The organism is Campylobacter concisus (genome assembly GCF_050447485.1).
Taxonomy (GTDB): Bacteria; Campylobacterota; Campylobacteria; order Campylobacterales; family Campylobacteraceae; genus Campylobacter_A; species Campylobacter_A concisus_BQ.
This window is the reverse complement of the sequence record NZ_JALMFY010000001.1, coordinates 676,287-690,860: the sequence shown is the minus strand read 5'-3', so window position 1 is coordinate 690,860 and position 14,574 is coordinate 676,287. Positions and strand designations below refer to the sequence as shown.

General features: G+C 37.9%; 13 protein-coding genes and 4 tRNA genes. 16 read left to right on the top strand and 1 reads right to left on the bottom strand.

The window, feature by feature from the left end; genetic code table 11:
- The first annotated feature begins 50 nt into the window (after nucleotides 1-50).
- The 12 genes from hemB (at nucleotide 51) to MTT29_RS03465 (ending at nucleotide 13,575) form a co-directional block, all read left to right on the top strand.
- On the top strand, nucleotides 51-1,022 hold the full coding sequence (gene hemB, locus MTT29_RS03520; protein WP_429799773.1) for a porphobilinogen synthase: 972 nt from the start codon (nucleotides 51-53) through the stop codon (nucleotides 1,020-1,022).
- 1 nt (nucleotide 1,023) lies between these two features.
- Complete coding sequence (argF, locus tag MTT29_RS03515; protein WP_107944792.1) at nucleotides 1,024-1,941, top strand: ornithine carbamoyltransferase; 918 nt, start codon at nucleotides 1,024-1,026, stop codon at nucleotides 1,939-1,941.
- Nucleotides 1,938-2,423, top strand: a complete 486-nt coding sequence (locus tag MTT29_RS03510; protein WP_429799772.1) for a DUF2603 domain-containing protein — start codon at nucleotides 1,938-1,940, stop codon at nucleotides 2,421-2,423. The genes argF and MTT29_RS03510 overlap by 4 nt, the downstream gene beginning before the upstream one ends.
- On the top strand, nucleotides 2,416-3,777 hold the full coding sequence (gene hemN, locus MTT29_RS03505) for an oxygen-independent coproporphyrinogen III oxidase (RefSeq protein ID WP_429799771.1): 1,362 nt from the start codon (nucleotides 2,416-2,418) through the stop codon (nucleotides 3,775-3,777). The genes MTT29_RS03510 and hemN overlap by 8 nt, the downstream gene beginning before the upstream one ends.
- A 112-nt stretch (nucleotides 3,778-3,889) precedes the next feature.
- A complete protein-coding gene (locus MTT29_RS03500; protein WP_429799770.1) occupies nucleotides 3,890-5,569 on the top strand; it encodes a TolC family outer membrane protein in 1,680 nt (559 codons plus the stop codon).
- 20 nt (nucleotides 5,570-5,589) lie between these two features.
- A complete protein-coding gene (locus MTT29_RS03495; RefSeq protein WP_012001497.1) occupies nucleotides 5,590-6,249 on the top strand; it encodes a transglutaminase-like cysteine peptidase in 660 nt (219 codons plus the stop codon).
- Nucleotides 6,246-8,195 carry a LapD/MoxY N-terminal periplasmic domain-containing protein gene (locus MTT29_RS03490; protein ID WP_429799769.1) on the top strand — a complete coding sequence of 650 codons (1,950 nt, stop codon included), beginning with the start codon at nucleotides 6,246-6,248 and terminating at the stop codon, nucleotides 8,193-8,195. The genes MTT29_RS03495 and MTT29_RS03490 overlap by 4 nt, the downstream gene beginning before the upstream one ends.
- 3 nt (nucleotides 8,196-8,198) lie before the next feature.
- Nucleotides 8,199-10,337 carry a type I secretion system permease/ATPase gene (locus MTT29_RS03485; RefSeq protein WP_002941147.1) on the top strand — a complete coding sequence of 713 codons (2,139 nt, stop codon included), beginning with the start codon at nucleotides 8,199-8,201 and terminating at the stop codon, nucleotides 10,335-10,337.
- A gap of 2 nt (nucleotides 10,338-10,339) precedes the next feature.
- Nucleotides 10,340-11,806, top strand: coding sequence for an HlyD family type I secretion periplasmic adaptor subunit (locus tag MTT29_RS03480; protein WP_021085491.1), 1,467 nt, complete (start codon nucleotides 10,340-10,342; stop codon nucleotides 11,804-11,806).
- A complete protein-coding gene (locus MTT29_RS03475; protein WP_429799768.1) occupies nucleotides 11,806-12,303 on the top strand; it encodes a DUF5416 family protein in 498 nt (165 codons plus the stop codon). The genes MTT29_RS03480 and MTT29_RS03475 overlap by 1 nt, the downstream gene beginning before the upstream one ends.
- 17 nt (nucleotides 12,304-12,320) lie before the next feature.
- Nucleotides 12,321-12,956 carry a LuxR C-terminal-related transcriptional regulator gene (locus tag MTT29_RS03470; protein WP_429799767.1) on the top strand — a complete coding sequence of 212 codons (636 nt, stop codon included), beginning with the start codon at nucleotides 12,321-12,323 and terminating at the stop codon, nucleotides 12,954-12,956.
- On the top strand, nucleotides 12,949-13,575 hold the full coding sequence (locus MTT29_RS03465) for a transglutaminase-like cysteine peptidase (RefSeq protein WP_021092975.1): 627 nt from the start codon (nucleotides 12,949-12,951) through the stop codon (nucleotides 13,573-13,575). The genes MTT29_RS03470 and MTT29_RS03465 overlap by 8 nt, the downstream gene beginning before the upstream one ends.
- Here MTT29_RS03465 and MTT29_RS03460 read toward each other — a convergent pair.
- Nucleotides 13,572-13,820, bottom strand: coding sequence for a hypothetical protein (locus tag MTT29_RS03460; protein ID WP_002941090.1), 249 nt, complete (start codon nucleotides 13,818-13,820; stop codon nucleotides 13,572-13,574). The genes MTT29_RS03465 and MTT29_RS03460 overlap by 4 nt on opposite strands.
- A gap of 256 nt (nucleotides 13,821-14,076) precedes the next feature.
- On the opposite strand from MTT29_RS03460, the gene MTT29_RS03455 reads away from it, so the two are divergent.
- The 4 genes from MTT29_RS03455 (at nucleotide 14,077) to MTT29_RS03440 (ending at nucleotide 14,572) form a co-directional block, all read left to right on the top strand.
- Nucleotides 14,077-14,152, top strand: a tRNA-Thr gene (locus tag MTT29_RS03455).
- Between the two features lie 52 nt (nucleotides 14,153-14,204).
- Nucleotides 14,205-14,289: transfer RNA gene (locus tag MTT29_RS03450), tRNA-Tyr, on the top strand.
- Nucleotides 14,290-14,296: 7 nt separating this feature from the next.
- Nucleotides 14,297-14,373: transfer RNA gene (locus tag MTT29_RS03445), tRNA-Gly, on the top strand.
- A 124-nt stretch (nucleotides 14,374-14,497) separates the two neighbouring features.
- Nucleotides 14,498-14,572: transfer RNA gene (locus tag MTT29_RS03440), tRNA-Thr, on the top strand.
- The last annotated feature ends 2 nt before the right edge of the window (nucleotides 14,573-14,574 follow it).

Below are 14,574 nucleotides of genomic sequence, written 5' to 3'. Positions count from 1 at the left end.
GTGCTAAACTAGCTAAAAATCACGCATTTTAACAAAGAAAAGGCAAAAATATGTTTAAACGTTTTAGAAGATTGAGAATAAATCCAGCTTTAAGAGAGATGGTAAGAGAGACTAGCCTTAGCGTAAATGACTTCATCTATCCGCTCTTTGTGGTCGAGGGCAGGGGCGTTAAAAACGAGATCTCTTCGATGCCAGGTGTTTATCAAATGAGTATCGATGAAATTTTAAAAGAGTGCGAAGAGATAGTAAATTTAGGTATAAAATCGATCATTTTATTTGGCATACCAAGCCTAAAAGATAGCGTTGGCAGCGACGCACTAAGCAATGACGGCATCATCGCAACGACGCTTCGAGCCATAAAAAATAAATTTCCAAATTTATTTGTCATCACAGACCTTTGCTTTTGCGAATACACAGACCACGGCCACTGCGGCATAATCGACCACGTGCATAACACTATCGACAACGATGCAACGCTTGAAATTTCAGCAAAACAAGCCTTGATTCACGCTCAAAATGGCGCCGACATGATCGCACCAAGCGGTATGATGGACGGCATCATCGCAACGCTAAGAGAGGCGCTTGATAGCAACGGCTATGAAAATTTACCAGTGATGGCGTACTCGACTAAATTTGCCTCAGCATACTACGGACCATTTCGCGATGTGGCACAAAGCGCTCCAAGCTTTGGCGATAGAAAGAGCTACCAAATGGACAGCGCAAACCGCCTAGAGGCTATAAATGAGAGCTTGCAGGACGAGGCGCAAGGTGCTGATATCTTGATGGTAAAGCCAGCGCTTGCCTATCTTGACATCGTTAGAGAGCTAAGAAATTTAACACTTCTACCACTTTGCGTCTATAACGTAAGCGGCGAGTATGCACTGCTAAAAGCTGGCGCAAAAGCTGGCATCATCGATTACGAGCGCGTCATGATGGAGACCTTGATCGGCTTTAAAAGAGCAGGTGCAAATTTGATCATCACCTATCACGCAAAAGAAGCGGCTAAAATTTTAAGGGGCTAAGATGAGGCACTTTTTGACGCTGAATGACTTTAGCAAAGACGAAATCGAGCAGATGATAAATTTAGCCCGCAAGATCAAAAAAGAGGCGAAGGCTAGAGAATTTAAGCCATATCTTAAAGATCAAAAGCTTGCGATGATATTTGAAAAAAGCTCAACCAGAACTAGAGTGAGCTTTGATGTGGGCATGCATGAGCTTGGCGGTTATGCGCTATTTTTAAGCAAAAACGATATACAAATAGGCCGCGGCGAGCCTATACGTGACACCGCTAGAGTGATAAGCAGGATGTGCGACATGGCTATGCTAAGGGTCGATAAACACGAGACGCTAGAAGAATTTGCTAAATTTTCAAGCGTGCCAGTGATAAACGGCTTAAGTGATAAATTTCACCCAGTGCAGCTCATGGCAGACTATCTTACGATGCTAGAATTTAGTGCAGGCGAGAAGGTCGCGTACGTAGGAGATGGCAACAACATGACTCACTCGTGGCTCATGCTAGCTAGCAAGCTAGGACTTGAGCTAAGAGTCGCCACGCCAAAAGGCTACGAGGTGGACGCTGAAATTTTAAAAATGGCTAATGAAAACGCAAAAATTTCAGGAGCTAAAATTTTTATCACAAATGATATAAAAGAAGCGGTAAATGGTGCCGATGTAGTGACTACGGATACTTGGGTATCGATGGGGCAAGAGGCCGAGAAAGAAAAGAGGTTAAAAGACTTTGCTGGATACTGCGTGGATGAAAATTTGATGAGCTTAGCTAATAAAGATGCGATATTTTTGCACTGCTTGCCAGCTTATAGAGGCTACGAGGTGAGCGAGGCGGTCTTTGAGAGGCACGCTGATGAAATTTTTAGCGAGGCGGAAAATAGACTTCATGCCCAAAAAGGCGTGATGGTCTGGCTAGATGAGAGAAGAAGATGAGTGAAGAGAAAAATATATATGATGAGATAGATGAGATCGGTAATAATCTTGGGCTAAGCGAGCCTGAAAAAACGGTCTTTGAGATAGTTTCAACGAAAAATCCAAACGAGCATATCTTAAATTTAAAAAGTGGTTCTTGGGACTCGAAAGAGCCGTGGTTTGGCATTGATGAAAATCAAAATTTACACACGGTCATTTCTGTACAATCGCTCTCAGCTTTGATAGAGGCTCTAAAAGAGACGCAAAAAGAGAATTTTGACCTAAGACTTGAAAAGACGATCTGGCAAAATATCCCAGTTGATTTTAGCGATGTTTGGGTGGTTGCGATGGATGAGATCAAAAAGATCGCTCACGATAAAAAGAGCAGGCAGTTTAACATCGACCTTGATAAGCTGGTAAAAAATATAAAAAAAGAGCATCCAAATTTATTTGTAGATATAAAAGAGATGATTCAAATGGCAAGGAGCAGGGCAGATGATTGATTTTAGTGCGTATGTGAAGTATTCAAGGCCAGGGCCAAGATATACGAGCTATCCGACAGCGCCGGAGTTTAGTGATAAATTTAGCTATGAGGCTTATATAAAAGAACTTGAAAACCGTGATAAAAAAAGGCCGCTTTCGCTTTATTTGCACCTGCCTTTTTGCAGGAGTGCTTGCTATTTTTGCGGCTGTAACGTCATCTATACGAGCAAAGAGGATCGCAAAGAGAGATATATAAGATATATAGAAAAAGAGCTCGAAATTTTAGCCCGCCATCTAGATACAAGCACTGAGGTCTTGCAGATGCACTTTGGCGGCGGCACACCGACATTTTATAACGCCGATCAACTTGATGAGATCATCAAACTTATCAAGGCTAAATTTAAAAATTTCTCAAAAGAGGCTGAGATAAGCTGCGAGATAGACCCGAGATTTTTGACAAACGAGCAGCTTGATGTGCTCATATCTCACGGCTTTAACCGCATAAGCTACGGCGTGCAGGACTTTGATGAGAAAGTGCAAAAAGAAATTCATAGAATTCAGCCATATGAGATCACTCAAAATGCCGTAAAAATGGCTAGGCAAAAGGGCATAAAATCAATAAATATGGACTTGATCTACGGCCTACCGTACCAAAGTCTGGAGAGCTTTAAAAAGACGCTCGAGCTTGCTCTTACACTTGATCCAGATAGGCTTGCAGTATTTAACTACGCTCACGTGCCGTGGATAAAAAAGTCGATGCGTAAATTTGATGAGACAACCTTGCCAAATCCAGAAGTGAAGCTTGAAATTTTAAAATTTACAGCTGAGTTTTTAACTAAAAATGGCTACAAAATGATAGGAATGGATCACTTTGCAAAGCCAAATGATGAGCTTTTTGGCGCTTTGGCAAATGGCACCTTGCATAGAAATTTCCAGGGCTATACGACAAAGGGTGGCGCTGATCTTATTGGCATTGGCGTGACAAGTATTGGTGAGTGCAAAAGACACTACGCGCAAAATCACAAAGATATGGATGAGTATGAAAAAGCGATCGATAGTGGAAAGTTGCCATATGCAAAGGGAATTTATCTAAGCGATGAAGACTTGCTTAGAAAAAGTGTGATCATGAGTTTGATGAGTAATTTTGGGCTTAATATCAAGGCAGTCGAGGATGAATTTCATATAAATTTCTTTGAACATTTCAAAAGTGAGCTTGAAGAACTAAAGAATTTAAGTGAATTTGTCGATGTTACGACAGATAAAATCAGCGTAAATGAGACAGGAACGCTGATAATACGAAATATTGCAATGTGTTTTGATGAGTATCTTAAGAAAATTCCTGAAAATTTAAGGCGATTTTCTAAGACAATATAAAAATTATTTTTTTGTCATAAGATATTTAAAATACGTTTAATATTTCTTGGTGTATAATTCGCACTAAAAGTCGAGTCAAAGCTTGACAATAAAAAGGTAAAAGGATCTAGTTATGAAAAAGATGTTAGCAATTAGTGCTTTGGCCGCAGCAACGTTGCTGTCTGCTCAAGATGTCCCTTACAGGATTTTTCTAGCTTCATTCGCTCAAGATGATAGCGCTGCTAGAATCGATAGTGCTGTTAGCAAAGTAAACAGCAAAATATCAGATAGCAGACTAACTACTGGCGTTTATGAAGTTGGTGGAAGAAAGTTTTTATATGTTGATACAGCTCCAGTTTCTGAAAATGAAGCTAATGAGTTACTTGCAAAAGTTCAAAATGAGTCAGGTTATAAAGATGCTTTAATGAGAGCTAAGTCACCTGTAACAAATGCTCAGTCAGCTAAAAAATCTAATATAGAGCAAACTATATCAGCAGAGCCTAAAGCAGCAGCTACAGCACAAGCTGATGATAGTGTATTGACTTTGGATCAAGTTGTAAAAACTATTTTAAATGAAAACCCAAGCTTAAAAGCTACAGAATTTAACTACTTACAAGTTGGTAAAGATCTAAAAATAGCTAAAAATGCTTACTATCCAACACTTGATGCAGCTGCTAGAGTAGGATATGAGAGAAAACGCCTTGACGATGGCATCTCAACAAGAAGAGGCGATGGCAGAGTATCTGGCGCATCTTTAACTTTAGTTGAAAACCTTTATAATGGTGGTGCTGATAAAAACAGAATCAACTCTCAAAGTGCAAGACTTGACTCAGCTGCTTACACAGTAGCTCAAGCTGCAGATAGACTAACACTAAGCGCTGCAAATGCTTACCTACAAGTTCTTCAAACAAAGAGAATTCTTGACATTGAAGAAGAAAATGTAAAAAGCCATGAAGAAATTTATAGCCAAATCAAAGATAGAGCAAGATCAGGTTACGGCGTAGCTTCTGAAGAGAGACAAGCTGGATCACGTTATACTTTGGCTCAATCAAACTATATAGCTGCAAAAAATAACTATGAAGACGCGCTTTCTACATTTGAAAAACTATATGGAAGAAAAGTTGCTGCTAAAAATCTAGTAATGCCTGAGTTTAACCTGCCATTACCAAGCACTAAAGAGGCTGTTTATGACAAAGCTGTTCTTTGTAACCCAACACTTCTAGTTCAAAGATCAAACATCGCTATGGCAGAGTCTGTTGTAAAAGAGAAAAATGCACCATTCTTACCAAAACTAGATCTTGTTGTGTCAGGTGCTTATGATCACTCAAATGTTTTATATGATGATTATGAAGAGCAAACATTTGACGCTCTTTTAAGACTAAACTATAACCTTTACAACAAAGGTAACGATAAGCTAGATAAAGAGAAGAGCCAACTTGCTGTTCAACAAGAGCAACAAACTATGGACAATCTTGTAAGAGAGCTTAAAGAGTCTTTAGAATTCTCATGGCAAAACTATGTTCTTAACCAAGAGAAAATGGGATATCTAAATCAACACGTTGAATATGCAAAAGCTACACTTGATGCTTACCAAGATGAGTTTAGAATCGGTCGCCGCGACCTTATCAATCTACTTGATGCAGAAAACGAGTACAACACAGCTTTAAAAGAGATCGCTACAACTGAAACTGCACTATCTTATGCAAAATATAGATTGCTAGATAACATGGGTATGGTTTCAGATAGTTTTGAGCCAGGCTTTGCTAAGAGATATATTCAAGGCGCTTGCAGTATTCAAAACGACTTAAGATAAAAATTTAAAAAGTGATGACCATGAGGGTCAAAGCAAAATTTTGGACGCTTACTTTAAGCGTCCTTTTTTCGTTATTAGCATTAAATGCTGTCGGGGATTTTATAAAACAAACAACGATAGCAAAGGTGGCTAAAATTTATGGAGAAGATGCAAGAAGAAGGGCATCGGCATTAAATTCTTTAATGACTTCATTGCAAGATGCAACCGAACAAGAGAAATTAATAAAAGTAAATGATTTTTTTAACTCTTTTAGGTGGGTTGATGATATGCAACTTTGGCATAAAAAAGATTACTGGGCTACCAGAATGGAATTTGTAGGAAAAGGCGCTGGTGACTGCGAAGACTACGTTATCGCAAAATATTTCACCCTAAAGCAACTTGGAATTCCAACTCAAAAATTATACTTCACATACGTTAAAGCCTTAAGATATAACCAAGCACATATGGTTTTGGCATATTATGATACACCAAAGTCTATTCCATTAATTTTAGACAACATAAATGGTAAAATAAAAATCGCAACTCAAAGAACAGACCTTGTGCCAGTTTATAGTTTCAACGGTGATTCGCTATACTTGGCAAAACAAGAAGGTCTTGGTCAGGCAATACCAGGTGGAAATAAAAAACAAAATCCTAAGTGGATGGAACTAATAGATAGGATAGGAAAAGAGGATTTATGACGCTATTTAAACAGATTATGATCGCTGTGATAGCTTTTGGCATCGTGATTTTTATGGCTGTTGGCTACTTAAATTTTAAGAGCCTAAATGGATACATCAACGACCAGCTCGGTGAAAACGCAAGGCACACAGCAAACTCACTTGGACTTGCTTTAAAGCCGATTGTTGATCCTGAGGATATGTCTTTGGCACAAACGATGATAAATTCTATGTTTGATAGCGGCAGATATAAGCTCATTAAACTTGAAGACGTAGATGGTAAGGTGCTTATAGAAAATTCTCAACAAACTATCGTTAAAGATATCCCTGAGTGGTTTTATAAGATCGCTAAATTTGAAGCACCAGTGGCAACAAGCGAGATTATGACTGGCTGGGCCAAATTTGGCACGCTTTATGTTCAAGGTAGTACAGCACTTGCTTACAATGAGCTTTACTCAAACTCAAAAAATATTTTTAACTTTCTAGCTTTAATGATCATCATCGCTCTTGTCGTGGCATTTTTTGCTCTTAAGGCGATATTTAGACCACTTGTTAAGGTTCAAGATCAAGCTGAAGCGATACTTGATAATAAATTTATCATCCAAAAGAGAATTCCATTCACAACTGACCTTAAAAAGATGGTGCTCGCCATGAACTCGATGGTTAGCAAGGTTCAAGACATCTTTGAAAGAGAGGCTGCTACACTTAGCAAGTATCAAGAGCTTTTATATAAAGACTCTATGAGTGGCACTTATAATAGAAGGTTTTTCCAAACTAAATTTAGCGAGTATCTAGCGAGTGAAGAGTATTCAAGCGGTGTTGCATCGCTTATTAGCTTTAAAGATCTAGCTGGATTAAAAGGCGTTCTTGGCTTTGAAAAATGGCAAAGTGTCATCATAAAAATAGCTCAAATTTTACAAGAAAAATCGGCCGAAAATGACCAAAATGCGATCGTCGCAAGGTTAAACGACAACGACTTTATCTTGCTTTCTTACGGTAAAAACTCATCAAATTTCTCAGCTCTAAACGATAAGATCATGGCTGAGTTTAAAAAACTCTATGCAAATTTCTCTATAAATGATAGCGAATGCCCAGTTAATACTGCTATTGTCGAGTATTCACCAAGCACTGATATGAGGACACTACTTACTTCAGCTGACGTTACTTTGGCTAGTGCAAGACTGGCTGGCTGCTTTACTTGCAAGGAATTTAATGCAAATCAAAACACCCTAGTCATCGGCAAAGAGAAATATAAGGAGCTTATCTTTGACTCTATAAAAGAGGATAAATTTAAATTTGCAGCTCAAAAAGTAGTTGGTTTTGACTCAAGCTTTGAGCAGTATGAGCTCTATCTAAGGCTTGTTGATAGCGAAGGCAAATGGCGTATGGCATCATACTTTATGCCGATGGTAAATGAGCTAAATTTAGGCGCAATGCTTGACCTTCACATACTAAATAGGATCGCTAGAATTTTGCCTGAAAATATCTTGCCTCAAGGAAGCTTGGCGATAAATTTAGGAAAAGAGATATTAAGCTCGGATGAAAATTTCTCAAAACTTGAAGCCACACTTAAGAAAATCGCTCAAATTTCAAAATTTAAAAACTATATAGAAATTCCAAACAAAGACGATATTAGTATAGAAAGTATAGTTAGACTTACTAAAAAATTAAAAGAACTCGGCTTTGGTTTTGGATTTGACCACTTTGATCTTAATGCAAAAGGCATTGAGAAGTTAAAAGAATTTAATCCAGACTACGTAAAGATCCAGTCAAATGTCTTAATCGACTTTTTAAGTGATAAATCAGGAGCAAATACAAAACAATCACTAGATGTTGTTTTAAGCTCAAAAGATATCATTTTGATTGCGATTGGTGTTGAGAGTGAAGAGCAAAAGAGTAAGCTAATTGAGCTTGGCATTAAAAATATGCAAGGAATTTACATAGATGAGATCAAAAATATTGGATGATAGATGCATAGCGATAAGATAAAAGACGAACTGCTTCAATGTTTGGTGATCTTTACCAAGCTTCATAATAACCCATATAGTGCCGATGCTTTGACTATCGGTCTGCCTGTAAAAGATGGCGAAGAAATTGAGCTTTTTTCACTAAAGAGCTCGAAGTCTTTATTTTCTCGTGCAGCTTCACGTGCTGGTTTTGCATCGACTCTTGTCAGAAAAGACCTTGATCAAATTTCGCCTTTAGTTTTGCCTTGTATCTTGATGCTTAGAGGCAAAAAAGCTTGCATCTTGCAATCTTTCAGCGAAGACAAAAAGATGGCAAACATCATCACGCCTGATCTTTCAACTGGCACTAGCACTATAGAAACAAGCAAGCTAAAAGATGAGTATCTAGGCTATGCTTATTACCTAAAACGTGAATTTGTCCCAGAAGATACAAGCTCGACAAAGCTTATCGACGCTGGTAATGATCACTGGTTTTGGGGCACTTTAAAGCGCTCTAAGAAAATTTACTTTGACGTCGTGATAGCAAGCTTTATCATAAACTTATTTGTCCTTGCAAGCCCGCTCTTTACAATGAACGTCTATGACCGCGTTGTGCCAAATAATGCAGTTGAGACACTTTGGGTTCTAGCGCTTGGCGTGAGCGTCGTTTATGGCATCGATCTATTTTTAAAATTTGTTCGTTCGTATTTTCTTGAGATCGCAGGCAAGAAGAGCGATATCATTATGAGCTCTATCTTGTTTGAGCGCGTAATGGATATGAAATTTAGCAATAAGCCAAAGTCAGTTGGTTCGTTTGCTAGCAACTTGAAAGAATTTGACACAGTTAGAAATTTCTTTTCATCTGCGTCGCTTGCAGCCATTGTGGATCTACCATTTGCGTTAATCTTCTTGATAGTTACTTATTTTATTGGAAGCTATCTTGTGCTTGTGCCTATTGTTATCATGATAGCTATTTTGTGCTACACATTTTTTATAAAAGATCCGCTTCAAAACGCGATTAAAAGCACATTTGAAGCTTCAGCTATGAAAAATGGAATTTTGATAGAGAGCCTTAGTAGCTTAGAGACCATTAAAACTCTTGGTGCTAGTGGTCACGTGCAGTGGAACTGGGAGGAGGCGACTGGCGAGATAGCAAACAGAAGTATCAAGTCAAAGATCATCACTACTTCAATCACAACTGTGACTTCATTTTTGGTTCAGTTAAACACTATCGCTATCATCGTTCTTGGCGTTTATATGATACAAGATACGCACCTTACAATGGGTGGTTTGATCGCTGCTGTTATGCTTAGCTCTCGTGCGATCGCTCCTATGGGTCAAGTAGCTTCGCTAGCTGCAAATTTTGAGCAGACAAAAACAGCTTATCAAAGCCTTAGTAAGATCATGCAGATGCCAGTTGAAAGACCTGAGGGCAAGAAATTTGTTAGAAGAAATTCTTTTGAGGGCAAGATAGAGTTTAAAAACGTTAGCTTTACATATCCAGACACTACAAAAGGCTCACTTGATAGGATAAATTTTGTCATTCAGCCGGGTGAGAAAGTAGGCATCATCGGTAGAAATGGCTCTGGTAAGACAACCTTACAAAAAATAATCCTAGGCCTTTATGCACCGACTGAAGGCTCAGTGCTAATTGATGGTATAGATATCAACCAGATAGACCCAGCTGACCTTAGAAGAAATATCGGCTACGTGCCACAAGATGTTGTGCTATTTAAAGGAACAGTTAGAGAAAATATCGTTCAAAAAGCTCCTTATGTCGATGATATGCAGATCATTAAAGCTGCTAAGGTAAGTGGCGTCGATGAATATGTCAATGCTCACCCACTTGGTTTTGATATGCCAGTATTTGAAAGAGGTGATGGCATTAGCGGCGGTCAGCGTCAAAGTATAGCAGTGGCTAGAGCATTTTTGCTAGATAGTCCTATTATCTTGCTTGACGAGCCTACAAATTCGCTAGACAATACAGTTGAGAGCAAGCTAAAAGCAAATTTAAAGGTAAATACCGTAAATAAAACTATGATTTTAGTAACTCACAGAACATCGATGCTTGATCTTGTTGATAGGCTCATAGTGATGGATAACGGCAAAATTTTACTAGATGGTCCAAGAGACGAAGTTTTAGCTAGACTTAGTGGGAAGTGATTATGCAAGAAGATATAAAAAATCAACAAAATGAAAATTTAAAGCCAGACGAAAAGCCAGTTCAAAAAAGCGACATAAAAGATCAAGAGAGCGCTGGAGATCAAATTTTAAATAGCGTAGATGGCATCAAGTCAAACATCCAAGCAAAAAACTACGATGCTTATGACTTGAAATTTATGTCAAGCCTCTCAGAAGCAGTTTTGGCAAAAGCTCCATCAACCTCAAAAAAGATACTTTATGCAGTTAGCATAACTGTATTTTGGCTGCTTTTGTGGGCCTCGTGGGCACAGATAGACGAGATAACAAGGGGTAGCGGTAAGATCATCCCATCAGGCAAAAACCAAGCGATACAAAACCTTGAGGGCGGTATCGTGGATCAAATTTTTGTAAAAGAGGGCGACGAGGTTAAAAAAGATCAAATTTTAATCAGACTTGATAATAAAAACTTTACAAGTAGCTACGGCGAGTCAAAGCTAAGACTTGATGAGCTTCAGGCCAAATTTATGAGGCTTGATGCTGAAGCAAATGATAAAGAATTTGACTATAACGAAACAAGAGATGCGAACAATAGCAAGGCCGTAAGATACGAGATAAGCTTGCATAACTCAAACATCGATCACTTAAATGAGCAAATAGGAATTCTAACAGAGCAGATCCATCAACGCCAAAGTGAGCTAAATGAACTTAGAAACAAAATTTCTCAAACTCAAAATAGCTACAACCTTGTTTTAAAAGAAAAAGCGATCATGGAGCCTATCTTTAAAAAAGGTCTTGTTAGTGAGGTCGAGTATATCCAGCTTCAAAGACGTGTAAATGACCTAAAGGGCGAGCTTGACGCATCTGTGCTTGCCGTGCCAAGGGTCGAATCAACCATAAAAGAGGCGAAAAATAAGATAGAAGAGGCAAAGCTGGCGTTTAAAAATAATGCAAAAAAAGAGCTAAACGAAGTCTCTGCTGAGATCGCAAGGATAAACGAGTCGCAAATCAGCCTAAGCGACAGGGTTGAAAGAACTTATGTAAGATCTCCGGTAAATGGTATCGTTAGTAAGATGATGGTGCATACCGTCTCAGGCGTTATCAAGCCAGGTGAAAATATCGCAGAGATCGTCCCACTAGAAGATAAACTCATTGCTGAGGTAAAGGTTAAGCCAGCTGACGTTGCATTCTTAAGACCTGGGCTTGATACGATGGTTAAATTTACGGCGTATGATTTTAGTATTTATGGCGGCTTAAAAGGTAAAGTAACGCAGATCAGTGCCGATACTGAGACAAATGAAAAGACAGGCGAGAGCTACTATCTAGTCAGGATAGAAACTGAGAAAAACTATCTTGGTAGCGAGGAGAAACCACTTAGGATCAAGGTTGGTATGATAGTTTCAGCTGATATCATCACTGGTAAAAAAACGATACTTGACTATCTGCTAAAACCTATCTTAAAAGCAAAACAAAACGCTTTAACGGAGCGATAATGCAAAAATCAGCTAGCTTTGAGCGAAATTTTAGCGAATATCAAATTTCAAGAGCGAAGTCGGCTGATGAATTTGTCATTGTAAATGATGGCAAAATATGCGATCTAATCGGAAGAGAGGTCGTTAAATTTCTCTTTAAAGACTGTGAAAAAAGCTTTGATGAGATGATAAATTTAAAAAGAGAAAATTGTATAAATTTATCTGGTGTAGAAATTAAAGATGAGCTTATAAAGAGCATCAAGATATCTATTAGCGGCTACGATGAAAGTAGCGATAGCTTGGACTTTGATCTAAATTTACTATCTCTTAGTGTGCCATATAGATATGCCATATCAAATGGTTGTTTTGAGATGAGTATCTTTTTAAAAGAAGACAAAGAAGTGGTTGAGAAATTCTTATCAACTTTTAGTTATAAATTTGAGGCAAATAGTGGCAAGGAACGCTACTTGATCGTTTTCGTAAATGAGTCAAAAATTTACGAGCAAACCTATATGTGATATAAGGAAATATGATTATGAATGTGGTTTTTTTTACTCAAAATGGTTCGCTTAATAATCTTTGGCGAGGGTATTTTTCAGATGACGATGTGAAATTTACTCACAATAAAAAGGATTTTTTTGCAAATTTAAACGACGAGGTCGATATCGTCGGTATCGATACAAATGCTTTTAAAGATAGCCTTGATGAAAATATTAAAACCATTCATGAAAGTTTTCCAAATATAAAATGTCTAATCCTTGCAAACGAACCAAAATTTAGCGAAGGCAAACATCTGCTGGCTCTTGGTGTCAAAGGATATGCAAACTCACACATGAGAAAGACACACTTTGAAGATGCCTTTGAGACGATTTTAAATGGCAAAGTTTGGCTTTATCCAGAATTTATCCAAGCGATGATCGGAGAACTAACTGGCTCATATATAAATAATGAAAATGAAACTTTAGAGAAAAAGTCTGATCTAAGCGAGCTTAGCTCACGCGAAAAAGAGATCGCAAACTTAATCTACCAAGGTCTAACAAACAATGAAATTTCAGAGCAAACAGGCATTACTTTAAGGACGGTAAAGGCGCACACTACGTCGATTTACAGCAAGCTAAATGTGAAAGATAGAATAGGTCTTGTGCTTTTAATGAAGCAGCTGCATGCGTAAAATTTTGCTTCTTTTCTTTTTTGTCTCTTCTCTTTTTGCAAATAATTTTGAAATTTCTCCAAAAAATATATCTCAGTGCAAAAATCAAATTTGCAAAAATATCCTAAACCACTATGCAAATTTTATGAAAAAAATAGAACACGAAAGCTTTATCAGGAAGCTAGAGCTCATAAATTCATATCTAAATTCTTTGATGCCAAGATATGATGATTTTTACAATACAAATGTAGATGTGTGGAGCACTAGGGGGGAGTTTTTAAGGCGAGGTGGCGGAGACTGCGAAGAGTACGCGATATCAAAGCGCGATAGCCTAAAAGATCTTGGCGTGGATAATCAAAAATGCCTTCTAGTAGTTCAGGAAAAAAATACAAAAAAATATCATATGGTGCTAGCTGTTTGGGAAAATTTACACAAAGAGCCTTTGATACTGGATAATCTTAGCTTTAGAGTTTTGCCACTTTCGAAGCGCTACGACTTAGTGCCAGAGTATTGCTTGATGGACGGGAAATATTTTAAGATAAAAAAAGATGGCATAAATTTAGAGCCTGTAAATATAAGAATGCAAACTTACGAAAATTTGATAAAAAAGGAAAAAGAAGAGAAATTTTGGAAGAATTAATCTTCCAAGTCAATGTCTATTTTTTCAACATTTGTTGTAATATCTTTAGTATTTTTCTCAATGTTGTGTTTATTTTTCTCGATTAGTGATCTGTTTTGACCTATAAGGTCTCTATTTTCTTTGATACCATCACTGTTTTGCTCGATCATTTTGCTTAGTGTCGCTATCTTTTTTTCATAGCGGATCATTAAGAAGTAGATCACATAAATTAGCAGTAAAATTACCGCCCAAGGTAAAAATTGCATATTAAATCCTTTGTAATTTTTCGTAATTATAGAAATTTTAGCTTTTAAAAAAAATAAAACTATGAAAATATGAAATTTTATATATGTAAAATTTATCTTTGTTTTTTTGTAAAAGCGGCTCAGTCTAGCGGGCGTCTTTGAAATTTTTTATAAATTCTATAGATTTTTGATTGCAAAAAAATAGATAAAATATTTTTCAAAATCTCCTTGACTTTTATTTTATTTTGGGCTATAATTTCCACTTCACAAAACAGGTGCTGGTGTAGCTCAGTTGGTAGAGCTACTGCCTTGTAAGCAGTGGGTCGGCGGTTCAAGTCCGTTCACCAGCTCCATTTTGTAACAGTGTTTGACCAGAAAATACCAAAATAACTTATTAATGTTTAAGGTGAGATACTCAAGCGGCCAACGAGGGCAGACTGTAAATCTGCTGACTATGTCTTCCGTGGTTCGAATCCACGTCTCACCACCATTGTTATGCGGGAGTAGCTCAGTTGGCTAGAGCATCAGCCTTCCAAGCTGAGGGTCGCGGGTTCGAGCCCCGTTTCCCGCTCCAAAATTTGGGAAAGTAAACTGGGAGCTGTATCTAGATTTTACTAAACACAGTTATTCCATCTTTATTTTCATGAATTTTTAGTTGTTTGTATGTTGATTAAAATCATCTCAGCCAAGCGTTTTTCGCTCATATGGCTCAGAGGTAGAGCACTTCCTTGGTAAGGAAGAGGTCGCGGGTTCAAGTCCCGCTATGAGCTCCACT

Coding starts and splice junctions, on each gene's coding strand:
- MTT29_RS03480 (WP_021085491.1), top strand. CDS start 10,340: ATGCAAGAAGATATAAAAAATCAACAAAATGAAAATTTAAAGCCAGAC.
- hemN (WP_429799771.1), top strand. CDS start 2,416: ATGATTGATTTTAGTGCGTATGTGAAGTATTCAAGGCCAGGGCCAAGA.
- MTT29_RS03485 (WP_002941147.1), top strand. CDS start 8,199: ATGCATAGCGATAAGATAAAAGACGAACTGCTTCAATGTTTGGTGATC.
- MTT29_RS03500 (WP_429799770.1), top strand. CDS start 3,890: ATGAAAAAGATGTTAGCAATTAGTGCTTTGGCCGCAGCAACGTTGCTG.
- MTT29_RS03470 (WP_429799767.1), top strand. CDS start 12,321: ATGAATGTGGTTTTTTTTACTCAAAATGGTTCGCTTAATAATCTTTGG.
- argF (WP_107944792.1), top strand. CDS start 1,024: ATGAGGCACTTTTTGACGCTGAATGACTTTAGCAAAGACGAAATCGAG.
- hemB (WP_429799773.1), top strand. CDS start 51: ATGTTTAAACGTTTTAGAAGATTGAGAATAAATCCAGCTTTAAGAGAG.
- MTT29_RS03460 (WP_002941090.1), bottom strand. CDS start 13,820: ATGCAATTTTTACCTTGGGCGGTAATTTTACTGCTAATTTATGTGATC.
- MTT29_RS03495 (WP_012001497.1), top strand. CDS start 5,590: ATGAGGGTCAAAGCAAAATTTTGGACGCTTACTTTAAGCGTCCTTTTT.
- MTT29_RS03510 (WP_429799772.1), top strand. CDS start 1,938: ATGAGTGAAGAGAAAAATATATATGATGAGATAGATGAGATCGGTAAT.
- MTT29_RS03465 (WP_021092975.1), top strand. CDS start 12,949: ATGCGTAAAATTTTGCTTCTTTTCTTTTTTGTCTCTTCTCTTTTTGCA.
- MTT29_RS03490 (WP_429799769.1), top strand. CDS start 6,246: ATGACGCTATTTAAACAGATTATGATCGCTGTGATAGCTTTTGGCATC.
- MTT29_RS03475 (WP_429799768.1), top strand. CDS start 11,806: ATGCAAAAATCAGCTAGCTTTGAGCGAAATTTTAGCGAATATCAAATT.